At 62.0% G+C, this 14,419-nt stretch carries 14 protein-coding genes; 5 read left to right on the plus strand and 9 right to left on the minus strand.

The features are described 5' to 3' along the window. Window positions 1-52 precede the first annotated feature (52 nt). Window positions 53-811 carry a class I SAM-dependent methyltransferase gene (locus WNM05_RS04415; RefSeq protein ID WP_434632819.1) on the minus strand — a complete coding sequence of 253 codons (759 nt, stop codon included), beginning with the start codon at window positions 809-811 and terminating at the stop codon, window positions 53-55. Next, window positions 801-1,295: a MarR family winged helix-turn-helix transcriptional regulator gene (locus tag WNM05_RS04420; RefSeq protein ID WP_434632821.1), complete on the minus strand. Its 495-nt coding sequence runs from the start codon at window positions 1,293-1,295 to the stop codon at window positions 801-803. The genes WNM05_RS04415 and WNM05_RS04420 overlap by 11 nt, the downstream gene beginning before the upstream one ends. A 538-nt stretch (window positions 1,296-1,833) precedes the next feature. Here WNM05_RS04420 and WNM05_RS04425 point away from each other — a divergent pair. Together WNM05_RS04425 and WNM05_RS04430 are read left to right on the plus strand one after the other, a co-directional pair. Beyond that, on the plus strand, window positions 1,834-2,127 hold the full coding sequence (locus WNM05_RS04425) for a transposase (protein ID WP_434632823.1): 294 nt from the start codon (window positions 1,834-1,836) through the stop codon (window positions 2,125-2,127). A 155-nt stretch (window positions 2,128-2,282) separates the two neighbouring features. Beyond that, complete coding sequence (locus tag WNM05_RS04430; protein ID WP_434632825.1) at window positions 2,283-2,978, plus strand: IS3 family transposase; 696 nt, start codon at window positions 2,283-2,285, stop codon at window positions 2,976-2,978. A gap of 173 nt (window positions 2,979-3,151) precedes the next feature. Here WNM05_RS04430 and WNM05_RS04435 read toward each other — a convergent pair whose 3' ends face one another. Beyond that, window positions 3,152-4,858: an amidase gene (locus WNM05_RS04435; RefSeq protein WP_434632827.1), complete on the minus strand. Its 1,707-nt coding sequence runs from the start codon at window positions 4,856-4,858 to the stop codon at window positions 3,152-3,154. A gap of 172 nt (window positions 4,859-5,030) precedes the next feature. Then, window positions 5,031-6,050 carry a LysR family transcriptional regulator gene (locus tag WNM05_RS04440; protein WP_434632829.1) on the minus strand — a complete coding sequence of 340 codons (1,020 nt, stop codon included), beginning with the start codon at window positions 6,048-6,050 and terminating at the stop codon, window positions 5,031-5,033. A 165-nt stretch (window positions 6,051-6,215) separates the two neighbouring features. Between WNM05_RS04440 and aguA the strand changes: the two genes are divergently transcribed. After that, complete coding sequence (aguA, locus tag WNM05_RS04445) at window positions 6,216-7,352, plus strand: agmatine deiminase (protein WP_434632830.1); 1,137 nt, start codon at window positions 6,216-6,218, stop codon at window positions 7,350-7,352. A 182-nt stretch (window positions 7,353-7,534) separates the two neighbouring features. Here aguA and WNM05_RS04450 read toward each other — a convergent pair whose 3' ends face one another. The 3 genes from WNM05_RS04450 to WNM05_RS04460 form a co-directional block, all read right to left on the minus strand. Next, entirely contained in the window at window positions 7,535-8,791 is a 1,257-nt protein-coding gene (locus WNM05_RS04450; protein ID WP_434632831.1) for a hypothetical protein, read from the minus strand. 90 nt (window positions 8,792-8,881) lie between these two features. After that, window positions 8,882-10,078, minus strand: a complete 1,197-nt coding sequence (locus WNM05_RS04455; RefSeq protein ID WP_434632832.1) for a TcdA/TcdB catalytic glycosyltransferase domain-containing protein — start codon at window positions 10,076-10,078, stop codon at window positions 8,882-8,884. Between the two features lie 410 nt (window positions 10,079-10,488). Continuing rightward, window positions 10,489-11,709, minus strand: a complete 1,221-nt coding sequence (locus WNM05_RS04460) for an NADH:flavin oxidoreductase/NADH oxidase family protein (protein WP_434632834.1) — start codon at window positions 11,707-11,709, stop codon at window positions 10,489-10,491. Window positions 11,710-11,789: 80 nt separating this feature from the next. On the opposite strand from WNM05_RS04460, the gene WNM05_RS04465 reads away from it, so the two are divergent. Both WNM05_RS04465 and WNM05_RS04470 read left to right on the plus strand, forming a co-directional pair. Then, window positions 11,790-12,209, plus strand: a complete 420-nt coding sequence (locus WNM05_RS04465; protein ID WP_434632837.1) for a MerR family transcriptional regulator — start codon at window positions 11,790-11,792, stop codon at window positions 12,207-12,209. Between the two features lie 100 nt (window positions 12,210-12,309). Beyond that, the gene (locus WNM05_RS04470) at window positions 12,310-12,945 is read left to right on the plus strand and encodes a YbhB/YbcL family Raf kinase inhibitor-like protein (RefSeq protein ID WP_434632840.1); all 636 of its coding nucleotides are present in this window, start codon (window positions 12,310-12,312) and stop codon (window positions 12,943-12,945) included. A 138-nt stretch (window positions 12,946-13,083) separates the two neighbouring features. Here the strand turns inward: WNM05_RS04470 and WNM05_RS04475 are convergent, their stop codons facing one another. Beyond that, complete coding sequence (locus WNM05_RS04475; protein ID WP_434632843.1) at window positions 13,084-13,671, minus strand: isochorismatase family protein; 588 nt, start codon at window positions 13,669-13,671, stop codon at window positions 13,084-13,086. Next, on the minus strand, window positions 13,668-14,411 hold the full coding sequence (locus WNM05_RS04480) for a pirin family protein (RefSeq protein WP_434632844.1): 744 nt from the start codon (window positions 14,409-14,411) through the stop codon (window positions 13,668-13,670). Before WNM05_RS04480 ends, WNM05_RS04475 begins: the two co-directional genes overlap by 4 nt. Between the last annotated feature and the right edge of the window lie 8 nt (window positions 14,412-14,419).

The following is a 14,419-nucleotide window of genomic DNA, read 5'->3' on the forward strand; positions in this document are numbered from 1 at the left end:
AGCTGCTCTCCGTGACGAAGACCAATAGTGAAGGGCTAGGTTTGGTGGGTTGTCATAGTCTTCCGATCCGCATGTTGATGGGCCAGGTAATACTGCGGAGTATGCTTCCATCACCCCATGCCGCTGAAATTTCGTCGGCAAAAAGCAGAAGTAGCTCTTCACGCCCTGCTTCCTGGACGTTGCGGACCGCAGACCAAGTGTGTAGATAACTCAAGAACTCAGAGAGGTCCCAATCGACCCTGATTTCCAGGGAAGGCGCAGTCAGCTCTTCGAAAGGGAAATCGATGGTCGCGTAGCCGGTATCGACCAGTTTGCGTTCCGGCGGCCAGTAGGGGCCAATCTCGTCCCAATAGAATTTCTGGAATCGCTCATTGAGTGCTGGTTCGAGATTGAGCACGCCATAGCTAATCAGCGCCAGCACACAGCCGGGTTCGGATATACGACGCACCTCCTGATAGAAGGCGGGTAGGTTGAACCAATGGGCCGCCTGTGCAGCTGTAATGAGGTTTGCGGAACCATCGGCCAGCGGCAGGACTTCAGCCGGAGCACATTGATAGGTAATGCGCTCATTGGGAACGATATTCGCAATCTGGTCTGCACTCGGGTCCAGGCCGACCACTGCATGGAAGTGTGCAGTAAGGAGTTTCGTCAGCTGCCCATTACCGCAACCCACATCGACCGCCAGCCGGTTGTCTGAAGCTACTGAAGCCAGGCAAGCTGCCAGTTGTGGCGGGTATTCGGGACGGAAGCGCGCGTAGGCTCGTCCGCCCTGTTCAAACCAGTTACGGGTGTTCTTTATATTACTCGACATTGACTTGACCCCCTGTGGTTAGTTCGCTTTTGACTGCTGTGATTCGGGCGGAGAATCCCTGCCCCTCCAAGGCATGAGCGGCGTCTTCCAAGGCCTGTCTGAGCGGATAGCCGATTTCCTCTTCAAGCCTGGCAATCGCGGCAAAGGTTGTAGCCCAGTGCACTTCAAGCTTGGCCACTAGGTCTCGCCCCGAGGAGGTAAGTTGAATCCCACTCTTACGTCCATCGTTGACCACATGGCGCGTAATGAGGCCATCACTTTCCAGAAGGGTAACAGTCTGACTGATGGCACCCTGAGTCAAATGGGTACGCGCGGTGATGTCGGTGACTGTCTGCGCGCCAGCATGTAAGGCACGAAGCACGGGTGTGTAACGAGCACGGTAATTCAGGCTCATCGTTTGGTAGTGCTCTTCTGCGCCTTGTTCGACCAGTTCACCGACGTAGCGCAGGAGTTCACCAAGGCCGGGTTTCTCTTTTGAGTTCATGCGCTGAATAATACATTAGCGCTAATGCAAAATTCAACGGTAAGTTTTTCAATCCGGGTAGTGGAGTCAGGTCTTAAAGCGACTTTGTTGTACAAATCTACCTGTGCAGTGGCTTGATAGGGTAATGGCATGATCAAATCCGTTTCGAAACACTATCGAACCTCCAACTGGAAAGCCTGCAATCAAGCCCCGATCCACCGTGGTTTTCTGTCTATCTGGTTGAACACGAGCATGTCAGGCGGGCGATCCCGTAGGGCAACCGCGGATGGGCGCAGATCTATAGCAATGCGGCTACTCAAGTTGGTCTGACCATCAAGAATCTGTTTTGGCTGGCGTAGTCCAGATCCCGCGCCACTTTTAGCACGCAGTCGCCGTAGGCCAGCTGCTGATCGTATTGGTGCAGATGATCGAAGCTATCCATAATTGCCCCTTTCGATAAGGCTAATGCCATATTTTCGCAAGACTGGCGGAAGTGGTCTGTTCCGATCCCCATGGACACTAACTTAAGGTGGATAATCCCCACCAAGGAGCAGTGTTCATGACCAAGACCAGACGTACTTTCCCAGAGGTCCTCAAGCGCGAAGCAGTTGAGCAGGTACTTGCCGGCACCCCGTTACGGCATGTTGCCCAAGCCTTTGACATTACCGAGTCACTGCTGGGCAAGTGGAAGCGTCAGCTCCAAGACGCAGGACCAGATGCCTTCCCGGGCCGAGGCAAACAGACCGGTGAAGCCGCCGAGCTCAAGCGACTGCGGGATGAACTGGCCCGCGTTACCATGGAGCGCGATGTCCTAAAAAAGGCGCTCGCCATCTTCTCGCAACCCACGAAGTGAAATTCCGCGCGATTCAGGCTCTGTCGGACCGCTACCCGATAGCCCCGATGTGCCAACTGTTTCGTGTGTCCCGCAGTGGCTACTATGCTTGGCTACACCGCCCACCTTCGGCGCGAGAGATGGCGAACCGACAACTACTACGTGAAATCCGGTAGGTGCATGCCGAGGTCAATGGTATTTATGGCCATCGGCGTATTCATGCCGAACTTCTTGCACAGGGCTTCGCCTGCGGGCGGCATCGCATCGCGGGCCTGATGCGGCGAAACGGTATCAGGGTTAGAACTCGTAAACATTGTCGACCCGTCAGTGGTGGTCAACACCTTCTACCTGTGGCGCCTAATCTGCTGCAGCGACAATTTGCTGTTGGTGGCGACATCAATCAGCGTTGGGTGTCGGATATGACCTATATCCGGACCGGTGAAGGGTGGCTGTACTTGGCGGTGGTGCTCGACTTGTACTCCCGGGCGATAGTGGGCTGGGCCATGCATCATCGAATGCAGCAAGAACTGGTGCATGCTGCCCTGACGATGGCAGTGGCGCGCCGCCAGCCTTCAGGAGAAGTGATTCTGCATTCGGACCGCGGGAGTCAGTACTGTGCCTTTGACTACCAGGCATTGCTGAAACGGCACGGAATGGTACCGAGCCACTCCCGCACCGGGAACTGTTGGGATACTCAGTCCAAAATGCTCTTTGAACGCGGGACCGATCTGACCCACTACCGGAGCTACGAGGAGGCGCGTACGGATGTGTTTGATTACATCCGCTTTTACAATCACCAACGCCGTCATTCGACCCTGGGGTATCTGACCCCAGTTGAGTTCGAACGCCGTCGTTCAGAGCTTAGTGCTTAACCCGCTGTCCACGGGGGCAGGGACAGACCACTTTTTCATGCCGTGGCGGACTTTTCGCCCCAAACTTGCCGCACCATCCCCCCTCCTGCCACAACCGTCATGCACGCTTATGCAAGGCGAGCATCATGGCGACGATTCGCAAACGCGGCGAATTGGACTGACCCGGCTGGTGCTCATCGACCTAGCGGTGGCGTGCGCGGCGGGATCATGCGCTTGCTGCCGGTGGCTTCGAATGCGCCAGCGAAGCGCAGCAGCGCGTTGTCATCATAGGCGCGCCCCGCAAAAGTCAGCCCCACCGGCATGCCGATATCGGCCATCACCCCCATCGGTACGGTAACCGTCGGGACGCCAAGATGGCGGATCGCGAGGTTGCCATTGGCTACCCAGATGCCGTTGCTCCAGGCGATGTCGGCGGAGCGCGGATTGACGTCTGCATCAGCCGGGCCGACATCGGCCACGGTGGGGAACAGCACCGCGTCCAGCTTCAGCTCATCCATCCAGTCTTCCAGATCCAGCTTGCGGGTCTTTTCCAGACCACGCAGACCATCCGGCACGCTTTCAATCTGGTCATAGGACTTGAGGCCCCGCTTGGCCATGTTGACGTATTCGTCCATGCCGGCGGCCAGATCGCCTTCGCGGTTTGGCAAGGTGCCCGGATCGTGCGGGAAGATCTTCGGACCATCCACGTCAGCCAGTTTGTTGAGCTTGGGGTCGCCGTTGGCGCGCAGGAACTCATCGAAGGCCCAACCGGACAGCTCCCACAGCTCGTCATTGAGGAACTCAGGCGAGACGATGCCGCGGTTGAATACGGTGGGAGCGCCGGGACGATCGCCTTCACAGTTGGAAACCAGCGGAAAATCCACTTCGATGACTTCTGCTCCGGCGGCTTCCAGTGCCTGACGCGCGGCCTCCCAGAGATCGATCACAGACGCGCGGGTATGGATGCGCTGTCCGGTCGGGCCGCCGATACCCGGTGTCTCGCTGGTGCCGGCCAGTTCGTCCTTGTTGATGTACATGCGTGGTACACCAAAGCGCTTGCCTTTGAGTATGTCCGGCTGAGCCAGCAGGTCGGAATAGGAATCCGGCCGAACCTCGGAGGCTTTGGGAATCTCCACCCAGGGCTGCAGGCGCCACAGGTCGCCACGGCTGATCGGGTCGTCTGCGACGATGACGTCGAGCACTTCGAGCAAGTCTGCCATGGTGCGGGCGTACGGCACGACAACGTCCATGGTCGGTGTCAATGGCCAGTTGCCGCGTACCGAGATGACCCCGCGAGATGGCGTATAGGCGCACAGACCATTGTTCGAGGCCGGGCCGCGGCCACTCGACCAGGTCTCCTCAGCCATGCCGAAGGCGGCGAAGCTGGCGGCCGTAGCGGTGCCGGCGCCATTGGACGAGCCGGAGGCAAACGGCGCCGTCAGGTAGTCGGCGTTGTAGGGGCTTTCGGCACGACCGTAGCAGCCGCGCTGCATGCCGCCATTGGCCATTGGCGGCATATTGGTCTTGCCCAGGCAGATGGCCCCGGCTGCGCGCAGGCGCGCGATGGTGAAGGCATCGTGTTGGGCTACCAGATCCTTGAACGCCGGGCTGCCTGAAGCGGCGGTCAGCCCCTTCACCAGATAGCTGTCCTTGGCGGTATAGGGGATGCCGTCCAGCGGGCTCAGCGTTTCGCCACGGGCGCGACGGGCATCGGATGCCTCGGCTTCCTTGATCGCATCCGGATTACGCACCACCACCGCATTGAGCCTGGTCTCCGTCGCGGGGCCATCGTAGGCCTCTATCCGCGCCAGATAGGCCTTGACCAGTTCAACCGCTGTCGAACGCCCGGATTCGAGCGCTGCGCGCAGCTCGGCAATGGATAGCTCGGTAACCTCGATCATGCTACTACCTCCACTAAAAAGACGGATTTCACTCCCATCGCGGTGACCGTTTTCTGCATGCGCAGGCGGGTCATGCCGCACGGCAGCCGGCGCACGCATGGGCTGTTCTGCAATATGGCGGCTAATCTACAAGAGATAGCGTCATGCGGGAAAATGATTCATTTTAATGCACTCATTCATGCGACGAATACCGAGGTCGCATCATGTCGTGCGCCGCATTATCGGATTCGATGAGCTTGCGCATCAAATCGCGCAGCCAGTGCAGCGCAGGATTACTATCCTGTACTGGGTGCCAGATGCAGTTAAGGTGATAGCCTGGCAACTCTTCCGGCAACGCAACGGTCTTCAACGGCCAGTAGCCCGCCATCATCGCCGCCACTTTCTTAGGCAGGATAAACAAATGATCGGTGTTGCTGACGATGGCGGCTGCAGCCATATAGCTTTGGCTGTGCACCGAAATCTTGCGCTGCAAGCCACGCTCGGCAAGAAAATCATCCATTGGCGACCCCAGATTGCCCAACGGTGCGTGGAAGACATGCGGCAAGGCAATCAGATCCGATAGTGTCAGCCTATCGCTCCGGAGAGGGTGGTCATGGCGCAAGATGCCGATCAGCGGCTCGTTCAGCCAGGTTTCGCGGCACAGATAGCTGGGGATGGACATGTATTCGTCAAAACCCAGCAGGAAGTCGATTTCACCGTCGGCAAGCGCCAGTTCCGGAATGTCTTCCCGCAGAATGGTGATGTCGATATGAACGTTAGGCGCTTCCTCCGCCAGTTTTTTCACCAGAGGCGGAATCAGCACGCACTCTACATAATCCGTGGTGCACAGGGTGAAGCGGCGCACCGATGTGGCCGGGTCAAAAGCCTCCGGCTGGCTGAAATGGCTTTGCAGCAGGCTGAGCGCCTGATGGACGCCCTGTTGCAGATAGAGTGCTTTTTGTGTCGGCAGCATGCCATGCGGCGAGCGCACCAGCAGCGGGTCGTCGAAGAATGTCCGCAAGCGATTGAGCGAGTGACTCATCGCAGGCTGGCTGACAAACAGTTTCTCTGCCGCACGTGTGACACTGCGCAGGCTGATCAGGGCATCCAGTGCCAGCAGCAGGTTCAGATCCAGTTGATGCAGTTTCACACCATTCACCGTATTTATGAAAGTATTCGTATTGTTCATTTGCTGAATAGTTTGGCTCTCCATAGACTGCATCTGTCAATCACTTCGTCGCTCATTGCAGAGGCAGTCTGAAGTGCGAGAAGGCTGATCCGCCCGGCGCATGTGCATTGGTCGAGCCTCCGCATCGCGCAGATCGGGAGACGTGCCGAGTCTGTCATCCGCAAATGCACGATCTATTGAATACTTCTGATGGCATTTATCAAGTCGATGGTGATCAAAATGAACAATACAACGCACAAGAGTCTACCTGCCGCCGACGGTTTTCACATGCCGGCCGAGTGGGCAGAGCATCAGGCGGTATGGATGATCTGGCCGCAGCGTCCGGATAACTGGCGCCATGCCGGCCGCGAAGCGCAACAGACCTTCGCCGCCATCGCCAAGGCCATTGCGGCGGCCACCCCGGTCTTCATGGCGGTGCCGCAAGCATGCATGGCCGAGGCCCGCGCTGTGATGCCATCCGAAGTGACGCTGGTGGAAATGAATAGCGATGACTGCTGGATGCGCGACAGCGGACCGACCATGGTGATCGATCAGGCGGGTCATCTGCGCGGCGTGGACTGGCAGTTCAATGCCTGGGGCGGCTTCAATGGCGGGCTGTACCATCCTTGGGATCAGGATAGTGAAGTGGCGAGCCAGGTGCTGGCCCACCATGGCTTTGATCGCTACGCGGCCCCGCTGGTGCTGGAGGGCGGCTCGATTCATGTCGATGGCGAAGGTACGCTGCTTACCACCGCAGAATGTCTGCTCAATCCCAATCGCAATCCGGATTTGTCCAAAGCCCAGATTGAGGCCTTGCTTTCCGAGTATCTGAATGTGACGCACTTCATCTGGTTGCCGGAAGGCGTGTTCATGGATGAAACCGACGGTCACATCGACAATATGTGCTGCTTTGCCCGTCCAGGGGAGGTGGTGCTGCACTGGGTCGACGATGAGCAGGATCCGCAGTATCCGCGTTCGCAGGCCGCCTACGAGGTGCTGTCCAAAGCGCGCGACGCCAAGGGACGTCAGCTCAAGATCCACAAGATGCCGGCCCCGGGCCCCTTGTTCTACGAGCAGGATGAAACGGCTGGCGTGGTGGCTAGCGGGCAGGCGGTGCCACGCGAGGTCGGCGAGCGCATGGCCGCGTCTTATGTCAATTTCCTGATCAGCAACGGACAGATTATTTTCCCGCTGCTTGATGAGCGTACCGATGCCGAGGCAGCCCGCCGACTGCAGGAGATCTTCCCTGAGTACCGAATTGTCGGCGTCCCGGCACGCGAGGTACTACTTGGCGGCGGCAATATTCATTGCATAACCCAGCAGATTCCGGCAGGCAAGGCCAGCTGAGGCATTATCGTACACGGCGGGTGAATTCCCGCCGTTTCTGTCCGCCATGAGCCGAGCCTGTGCAGAGTTTGTGCGCGGTCAGCCTATGGTACCCAAGTGCGGCCAGCATACACGCGTGGTTCGGCCGGTCGGCCGATCCGCGTGGATGTGCATTATGCCGGCCTGCCGGCGGCCGGCGACGCCTATTGCGGCCGCGCCACCCATCCCAGCGCCATCTGCACTTCTCCGGACGCGCATTCGAAGGCCTGGTCGATGCGCACCGGATCGTCCCCGGCCATCTGAAGATCGGCCTTCAGCCGCGCGCCTATGCCGGACAGGGTCTCCGTCACGTCCGCGCCGCGGTGGTTGAACCGCTCCAGCAGTTTGTGCAAGGGATAGTGCTTTCTGGCTACCGCCGAATCCTTGCCGGCCAGGTAGTTGCGCCCCACCGTTTCCGCCAGCGAGCACCCCTGCCGGTCGAACAGGTAGTCGATGTCGTTGAAGCGCTCCGCCTCGAACTCCGCGGCGCCGAACTTGGCGCGGCCGAAGTCTATCGCTTTCAGGAACACGGCGCCGTCCTCCTTGCGTTCTTCGTGTACCAGCAGATTCTGCATGTGCAAGTCGCGGTGGGACAGCTGCTTGCAATAGAAGGCCCTGGCCATGTCCACCAGCTGGGCCGCCACGCTCTTGGCCTGGTTCGGCGACAGCGTGGGCAGGGCCTGGTCCAGTTCGCGGCTGGTGATCTGGTCCTGGTCGTACAGCGGCACCTGGGCGTAGGCGAATTTGCCGCTGACGCCCTGCGGCGCGTCTATCTGCTGCTGGGTGGAGATGTAGTGCTGCAGATCCGCGTGCGATTCCGCGTATTGCTGCAGGCGGTTCTCGCGGACGAAGTCCTCGCGGCCGATATCGTCCCGGGCCTGCAGCACGCCGGTGCCGGCATGGAAGCGCTTGTGCACGCCGCCGGCGCCGAAATCGCCGTCCTTCAGTTGCTGCATCTGCTCCGGAGAGACCTCCCGGCGGTAGTCCTCCAGCGATACCGCCTGCGTTTGCACGTGTTCCGCGCCGGTGGGCAGGCCCAGGCGCGCCAGAATCATGTCCCGCGCCGCCGGCGACATCTGCTCCGTCTTCACCACATGGCCGTTGATGCAATAATTGATCCGGTAGTCCGCCTGCTCCGGCGAGACCGCCATGGTGAACAGCGTCCGGTTGTTCGGCGTGGCCATCCGGGCCAGCTGGTTGAAGGCGTAAAACGATTGGGAAGGGCCCCGCCAGGTGTTCGTCAGTTCGAACAGCGTATCCAGGGCCTGCTGCTTCTTCTCTGTCCGGAACAAGTCCTTGATCTTGTCCCACAGGCCCATGTGCGTGGCGGTCTGCTTGTCGCCGCTCATCATGCGGCTGACGCGTTCGTTGCTCAGGGAAAACGCCGTCTGGCGGGTATCGAGGCTGATTGAGGTGGACATCGTATTGGGTCCTGTCGGCGGAGTGCGGAAAAACGGGAGCCTGTCGCCTGGCGCCGGCCCGCGTCCGGGCGGGATCGGCGCCGACGACGCTTAGGCCATGTCCTTGGTCGCGCTTTGCTGTTGTTCCTCGGTTTCGAAGTTGACGTAACCGTCCGGGAACTTGAAGTGGGATTCCATCGCGGCCCAGAAGTCCTGGTTCTGCGGCTGCGAGCGGTCCCAGATCCGTTCCGCCAGCGATTGCGGGTCGTTGCGCATCCGTTCGGGCTCGCCCTGGTGGATCACCGTGCCCACCTGGCCGCGCAGCGCGTTGGGACCGGTGCCTTCGATCGTGCTCTTGTTGGGGCGGCTGAAGTAGCGGTCGCCGGCGAATTGGTTGCCGCGCATGCCCTGGTAGTCGTTGCCTATCTTGTCTATGAAGTCGGCCAGCATCCGGCTGCCCGGGTGGCTGGCCAGCAGGGCGTTGGCGAAGTACGGCGTCGAGCTGCCGCTGGCTTCGCGCTTGCCCTCGGCCAGGCCGACCAGCATCAGGTCCGGATGCGCGTTCAAGGCGCCGCTCAACGGCTGCGTGCACTCCAGGTCGATGTCGGCGTAGACGCCGCCGTAGGTATGCAGGATCTCGTAGCGGGCGATGTCGGAGGCGGCGGGGTAGGCGCCGTTCCGGCCGATGATTTCATGCTGGTAGGCGTCGCGGTTCTTCAACTGGATGTCGCTGGGATCGCTGAGGTCGCGGATATGGATATTGCCGCGATCGGCGAACTGCTCGCGCAGCGCCTGCAGCGCGTCGGTATCGCGCGGGCAGTCTCCGGCGCAGCGGTCCCAGGCCTTGACGGTCTGGTCCAGTATCAGGCGGTCGGCCTGCAGAAACTTCTCGTCGTTGCCCTGCGTCCGTTGCTGGAACGCCTGCAGGACTTTCTCCGCGTTTTGCGGCGTGACTTTGCCGCCGTCGGGCAGCAGCGCCTGCGACAGGGCACGGTTGTCTTCTGCGCCCAGCTCCTTGTTCAATTCGCCCAGGGCCTGTTTCTGCGCGGCGCGGTTGAGCGCCGTATCCGGCTGCCGCAAGGTGGTCTTCAACTGGCTGAACAAGCCGCGGAACAGTTTTTCCTGCTGGTACTGCTTGGCGTCCGGGAATAGCGCGTTGACCTGCTCCCTGACTTCCTTGTTCGCCGCGTAAGCGCCGAACTGTTTGGAGTCGACCCATAGATTGACCGCGCTGTCCGGGTTTTTATCGGACCATTCGCGCAGATATTGCTGCTGGCTGGCGCCCGGTTTGGAGCCGACCCAGACCATGTGAATTTCGGACGGCACCGTCTTGAAATCGCTTTTGTCGTAAACCTGGGCAAATCCGCGGTTTGCCTGGGTCGATTCGACGCCGGAATGGGAAGAGAGATTTTGAGGACGAGCGTTTACGGCCGAATTCACAATCATGTCAGCTCCTGTAATCAAGGGCGAAAATAAGTGAGTGCATTTAAACGCAGCCATAAATCAAGCGCTTACAAAAAGCGCTCACAGGAAACCCTGTTTGCGAAAAGGTCAAAATGAGGTATCGGCGACTTGCAGCGGCGCGTCGGCCGTCGCGGAGTTTCAGCCGCCGGCAGCAAGGAGAGGGGACGGGAAAGTCTGTGGGGAGGCCGGTCGGACTGGGGCCGGCGGCGGCGATGAAAACGGCCGCCGCCGGGAACGATGCGTTTCAGGTCCGCTCAGCGCATCCTGCGCCGGTAGCGGCGGGTCAGGCAGGCGTCGGACAGCTGTTGCGCGAGCAGTGCGCGCAGCGGCGATACGCCGGGATCGGGAGTCTGGCCGCGGCTGAGCTTGCGCAGCTGGAACTTGACGACGGCCATATTGGCCAGCGACGCCAGCGGCTTGTTCTTCCAGCGGATAGGCGGCAGCGCCGGCGAGCATTCCCCGCCGCTTAGCCAGTCGCGCGGCAGGTCCGGCTTGATGGCCAGCGCGGTGCCGATGCCCACCATGTCGACCCCGCTGTCTACCACTTGCTCGGCGACGGGCCGGCGGCGGATGCCGCCGGTGACCATCACCGGCATCCGCGCGACGGTGCGGATATCGCGGGCGAATTCGACGAAATAGGCTTCGCGTGCCAAGGTACGCCCATCGCGGGCCTGGCCCTGCATCGCCGGGGCCTCATAGCTGCCGCCGGACAGCTCGACCAGATCGACGGCCAGGTCGTTGAGCAGGATCACCACCTGCCGGGCGTCGTCGACGCTGAAGCCGCCGCGCTGGAAGTCGGCGGAGTTCAGCTTGACCGCGACGGCGAAGCCGGGAGAGACCGCGGCGCGGACCGCCTTGACGATTTGCAGCAGCAGCCGGGCCCGGTTTTCCAGCGGGCCGCCCCAGGCGTCGGTTCTCCGGTTGCTGAGCGGGGAGAGGAACTGGCTCAGCAGATAGCCGTGGGCGGCGTGGATTTCCACGCCGGTGAAGCCGGCCGTCTCCGCCAGTTGGGCGGTCCGGGCAAATCGGCCGATCACCTCGTCTATCATTTGCGGCGTCATCTCCTCCGGCGTGGCGAAATGCCTGGACAACTTGCCCAGTTCCAGCGGCACCGCCGACGGCGCCCAGGTTTTCTGACCCATCCCGGCCGGCATCTGGCGGCCCGGATGATTGATCTGCAGCCAGAACTGCGCGCCGTTGGCGCGGCCGGTCAGGGCCCAGCGCCTGAACCGGTCGAGATCCCGTCCATCCTCCAGCACCACGCCGCCCGGCCCTGTCATCGCGCGGCGGTCCACCATCACATTCCCGCTGATCAGCAGGCCGGCGCCGCCATCTGCCCAGGTCTGGTAGAGGCGCAGCAGGGCCTCGGACGGCGCGTGCCCGGCGTCCGCCATATTTTCTTCCATCGCGGCCTTGGCGATGCGGTTCGGAATGCTCGAACCATTGGGCAGCGCCAGCTTGTCGAATAGCTTCATGCATCGATCCTCCGATTGACTCCAGCTCAACCATAAGCTTAAAGTCAGGTTTAAGGTCAAGCGCTTTCGGGATGGTGCGGATGAGAATCGGAGAACTGGCGAAGCGCAGCGGCCTGACGGCTTCCCGCATACGTTTTTACGAGGCGAACGGGCTGATACAGGCGGTGGAGCGCCGGGCCAACGGCTACCGCGACTACGGACCGGAGGCGCTATGGATTTTGGAGATCATCACCGGCGCACAGCGTGCGGGCTTTTCGCTGGACGAGATACGCCATCTGCTGCCGGTAGCGCCGAACGCCTGGCGGCATGAAGCCTTGCTGGACGGTCTGAAGGACAAGGTCGCGGAGATCGAACGACTGCAGACGCGGCTGGAGCAGAGCAGGGCGCAGCTGCTGCTCGCCATCGACAGCATAGAGAACGGTCCCGGCGGGCTGGCGTGCGCCGACCGCGCGCAATGGGTGCTGGACCGGCTGCGCGACGACGGCGCGCGAGCGGGCTGAGTCCGCGGCGGACCGCGATCGCTTCCCGGCCCGCCCGAAATCCTTATACTGTCCCCTGCCGGTATTTTCCTCCTTCACCACCGCATGGGATCAAGCTCATATGCAACTGATCAGCCAGAACTTCCAGGACGGCCAGCCGATTCCGGGCGAATTCGCGTTCGCCGTGCCCGACGCGAACACCCGCATCGCGCTGTCGGCCAACCGCAATCCCCACCTTGCCTGGAGCGGCGCGCCGGCGGGCACCCGCTCCTTCGTCGTCGTCTGCCATGATCCGGACGTGCCCAGCCGCGGCGACGACGTGAACCAGGCCGGCCGCGTCGTGCCGGCCTCGCTGCCGCGCATCGACTTTTTCCACTGGCTGCTGCTGGACATTCCGGCCGGCACCGCCGAGATCGCCGCAGGTTCGCATTCCTCGGCCGTCACGCCGCGCGGCAAGCCGGGACCGGACGCGCCCGGTGGCCTGCGGCACGGCATCAACGACTACACCGCCTGGTTCGCCGGCGACGAGCAGATGGGCGGCGACTACTACGGCTACGACGGTCCGTGCCCGCCGTGGAACGACGAACGGGTCCACCATTACGTCTTCACCGTCTACGCGCTGGCCACGCCGACGCTGGACGTCGAGGGGCCGCCGACCGGCGCCAACATCCGGGCGGCGCTGGCCAAGGCTCCGGTGCTGGGGCAGGCCAGCCTGACCGGTCTTTACAGCTTGAATCCCGACGTGGACGTCCGCTGAGCGAAGGCGGCCGGGCGGGAGCGGCGCCGATGCGCCACCCCGTCAGCCTTCGAGTCTGTTCAAAGTCTTTTGGGCCGCTTTGGGCGCCCTGCATCCGGCAGAGGTGGCTGCTGCCGCAAAAAGACTTTGAACAGGCTCTTACTGCGGCATCGACGGCATGATGAGCCGCTGCGCGATCTCCCTGCCCTCGGGCGTGGCCCAGCTGCCGACCAGCTCGGCGATCGCCTGATTGGTGCTGGACAGCGTCGCGCCGGCCTTTTCCATCCGCCGCAGCGCCATGTTGTCGGCCAGCTTGCCGGGCGAGCCGCCGGCGTCGGCGATAACCTGGACCTGGTAGCCCATGCCTACCAGGCTGAGCACCGGAAACACCGTGCAGACGTCGTTGGTGACGCCGGCGACGATCAGTTTCTTGCGGCCGGTCGCCCGCACCGCGGCGGCGAAGTCCGGATCATCCATCGCGTTGACGATGCCGGCGCGTTTGACGCGCGCGTCGAACGCGGCGGGCAGGATGTCGGCCAGCTCGGCCAGCAACGGCCCCTGCGCGTAGTCTTCCATGCTGGAGGTCAGCACTGCCGGCATTTTCAGGATGCGGGCCGCCTGGGCCAGCATCAGCGCGTTGCGCTTCATCTCCTCGAAAGGCAGCGAGCGCACCCAGCCCATCGTTCCGACCTGATGGTCGATCAGCAATAGCGCCGCATTGTCGGCGGTATATCGTTCAAAACTCATGCTTGATGCTCCTGGTGTCGATACTGCGACGAAGTCAGGGGGCGCCCCCGGAAAAACACGATGCGGGCCTGGACCGAGATTGAGCGGGATCGGCCGTCGGCCGGGTAGACCGGCAGGCTCAGTCCGTCCGGCGTGAACGGCGTCCCGTCGACGGCGGTCTCGCCGGCGATGGGCAGCAGGAAGGCGCCGTCGCCGGCCGGCACGGCGAGCGCCACCGACGCGCCGTCCTCCAGCGCGATGTCCAGCAGCGTGACCGGCGTCGGCGGCGTCAACGGCGAAGCCCGGCCGTCGAGGCTCCCCAGCGCGACGCGGATGCTCGCGCCAGGCAGGCGGACCTGCGGCATGTCTTCCGGCTCCAGGCTGTGCGCCGATGGCGGACCGTTTTGGGCTGCCGGGGGCAGCTGCACGAAGATCTGCAGCGAATGCACGGTCTTGCCGGTCTCGGCCGGGTCTTCCTGGTGGACGATGCCGCTGCCGGCGGCGGTCCAGTGCAGGCCGCCGGGACGGATCAGATTGCGCGTTCCCAATGAGTCGCGGTTGTCGATGCCGGTTTCCGAGTCGGCGAACACATAGGACACCGCGGAGAAGCCGGCATGCGGATGGGCCGGGAAGGTCGGGGAGCTCATCCAGGCGTGGTCGACGCCGATGAAGGGGTCCAGCCGGCCGGCGGCGTCGCGCAGTCCATGGGCCTGGAAATGGTTGCCGCGGCTGACCGGGCGCAAGCTGACGATGACGGGCATGATGGCTT

The sequence above is a fragment of the Chromobacterium sp. CV08 genome (genome assembly GCF_051129845.1).
Taxonomy (GTDB): domain Bacteria; phylum Pseudomonadota; class Gammaproteobacteria; order Burkholderiales; family Chromobacteriaceae; genus Chromobacterium.

Bases quoted from the DNA above. Each gene is read 5' to 3' on its own strand.
- WNM05_RS04475 (WP_434632843.1), bottom strand. From the start codon at position 13,671: ATGAGTTTTGAACGATATACCGCCGACAATGCGGCGCTATTGCTGATC.
- WNM05_RS04415 (WP_434632819.1), bottom strand. From the start codon at position 811: ATGTCGAGTAATATAAAGAACACCCGTAACTGGTTTGAACAGGGCGGA.
- WNM05_RS04470 (WP_434632840.1), top strand. From the start codon at position 12,310: ATGCAACTGATCAGCCAGAACTTCCAGGACGGCCAGCCGATTCCGGGC.
- WNM05_RS04465 (WP_434632837.1), top strand. From the start codon at position 11,790: ATGAGAATCGGAGAACTGGCGAAGCGCAGCGGCCTGACGGCTTCCCGC.
- WNM05_RS04480 (WP_434632844.1), bottom strand. From the start codon at position 14,411: ATGCCCGTCATCGTCAGCTTGCGCCCGGTCAGCCGCGGCAACCATTTC.
- WNM05_RS04440 (WP_434632829.1), bottom strand. From the start codon at position 6,050: ATGGAGAGCCAAACTATTCAGCAAATGAACAATACGAATACTTTCATA.
- WNM05_RS04455 (WP_434632832.1), bottom strand. From the start codon at position 10,078: ATGGTCTGGGTCGGCTCCAAACCGGGCGCCAGCCAGCAGCAATATCTG.
- WNM05_RS04435 (WP_434632827.1), bottom strand. From the start codon at position 4,858: ATGATCGAGGTTACCGAGCTATCCATTGCCGAGCTGCGCGCAGCGCTC.
- WNM05_RS04450 (WP_434632831.1), bottom strand. From the start codon at position 8,791: ATGTCCACCTCAATCAGCCTCGATACCCGCCAGACGGCGTTTTCCCTG.
- aguA (WP_434632830.1), top strand. From the start codon at position 6,216: ATGGCATTTATCAAGTCGATGGTGATCAAAATGAACAATACAACGCAC.
- WNM05_RS04420 (WP_434632821.1), bottom strand. From the start codon at position 1,295: ATGAACTCAAAAGAGAAACCCGGCCTTGGTGAACTCCTGCGCTACGTC.
- WNM05_RS04425 (WP_434632823.1), top strand. From the start codon at position 1,834: ATGACCAAGACCAGACGTACTTTCCCAGAGGTCCTCAAGCGCGAAGCA.
- WNM05_RS04460 (WP_434632834.1), bottom strand. From the start codon at position 11,709: ATGAAGCTATTCGACAAGCTGGCGCTGCCCAATGGTTCGAGCATTCCG.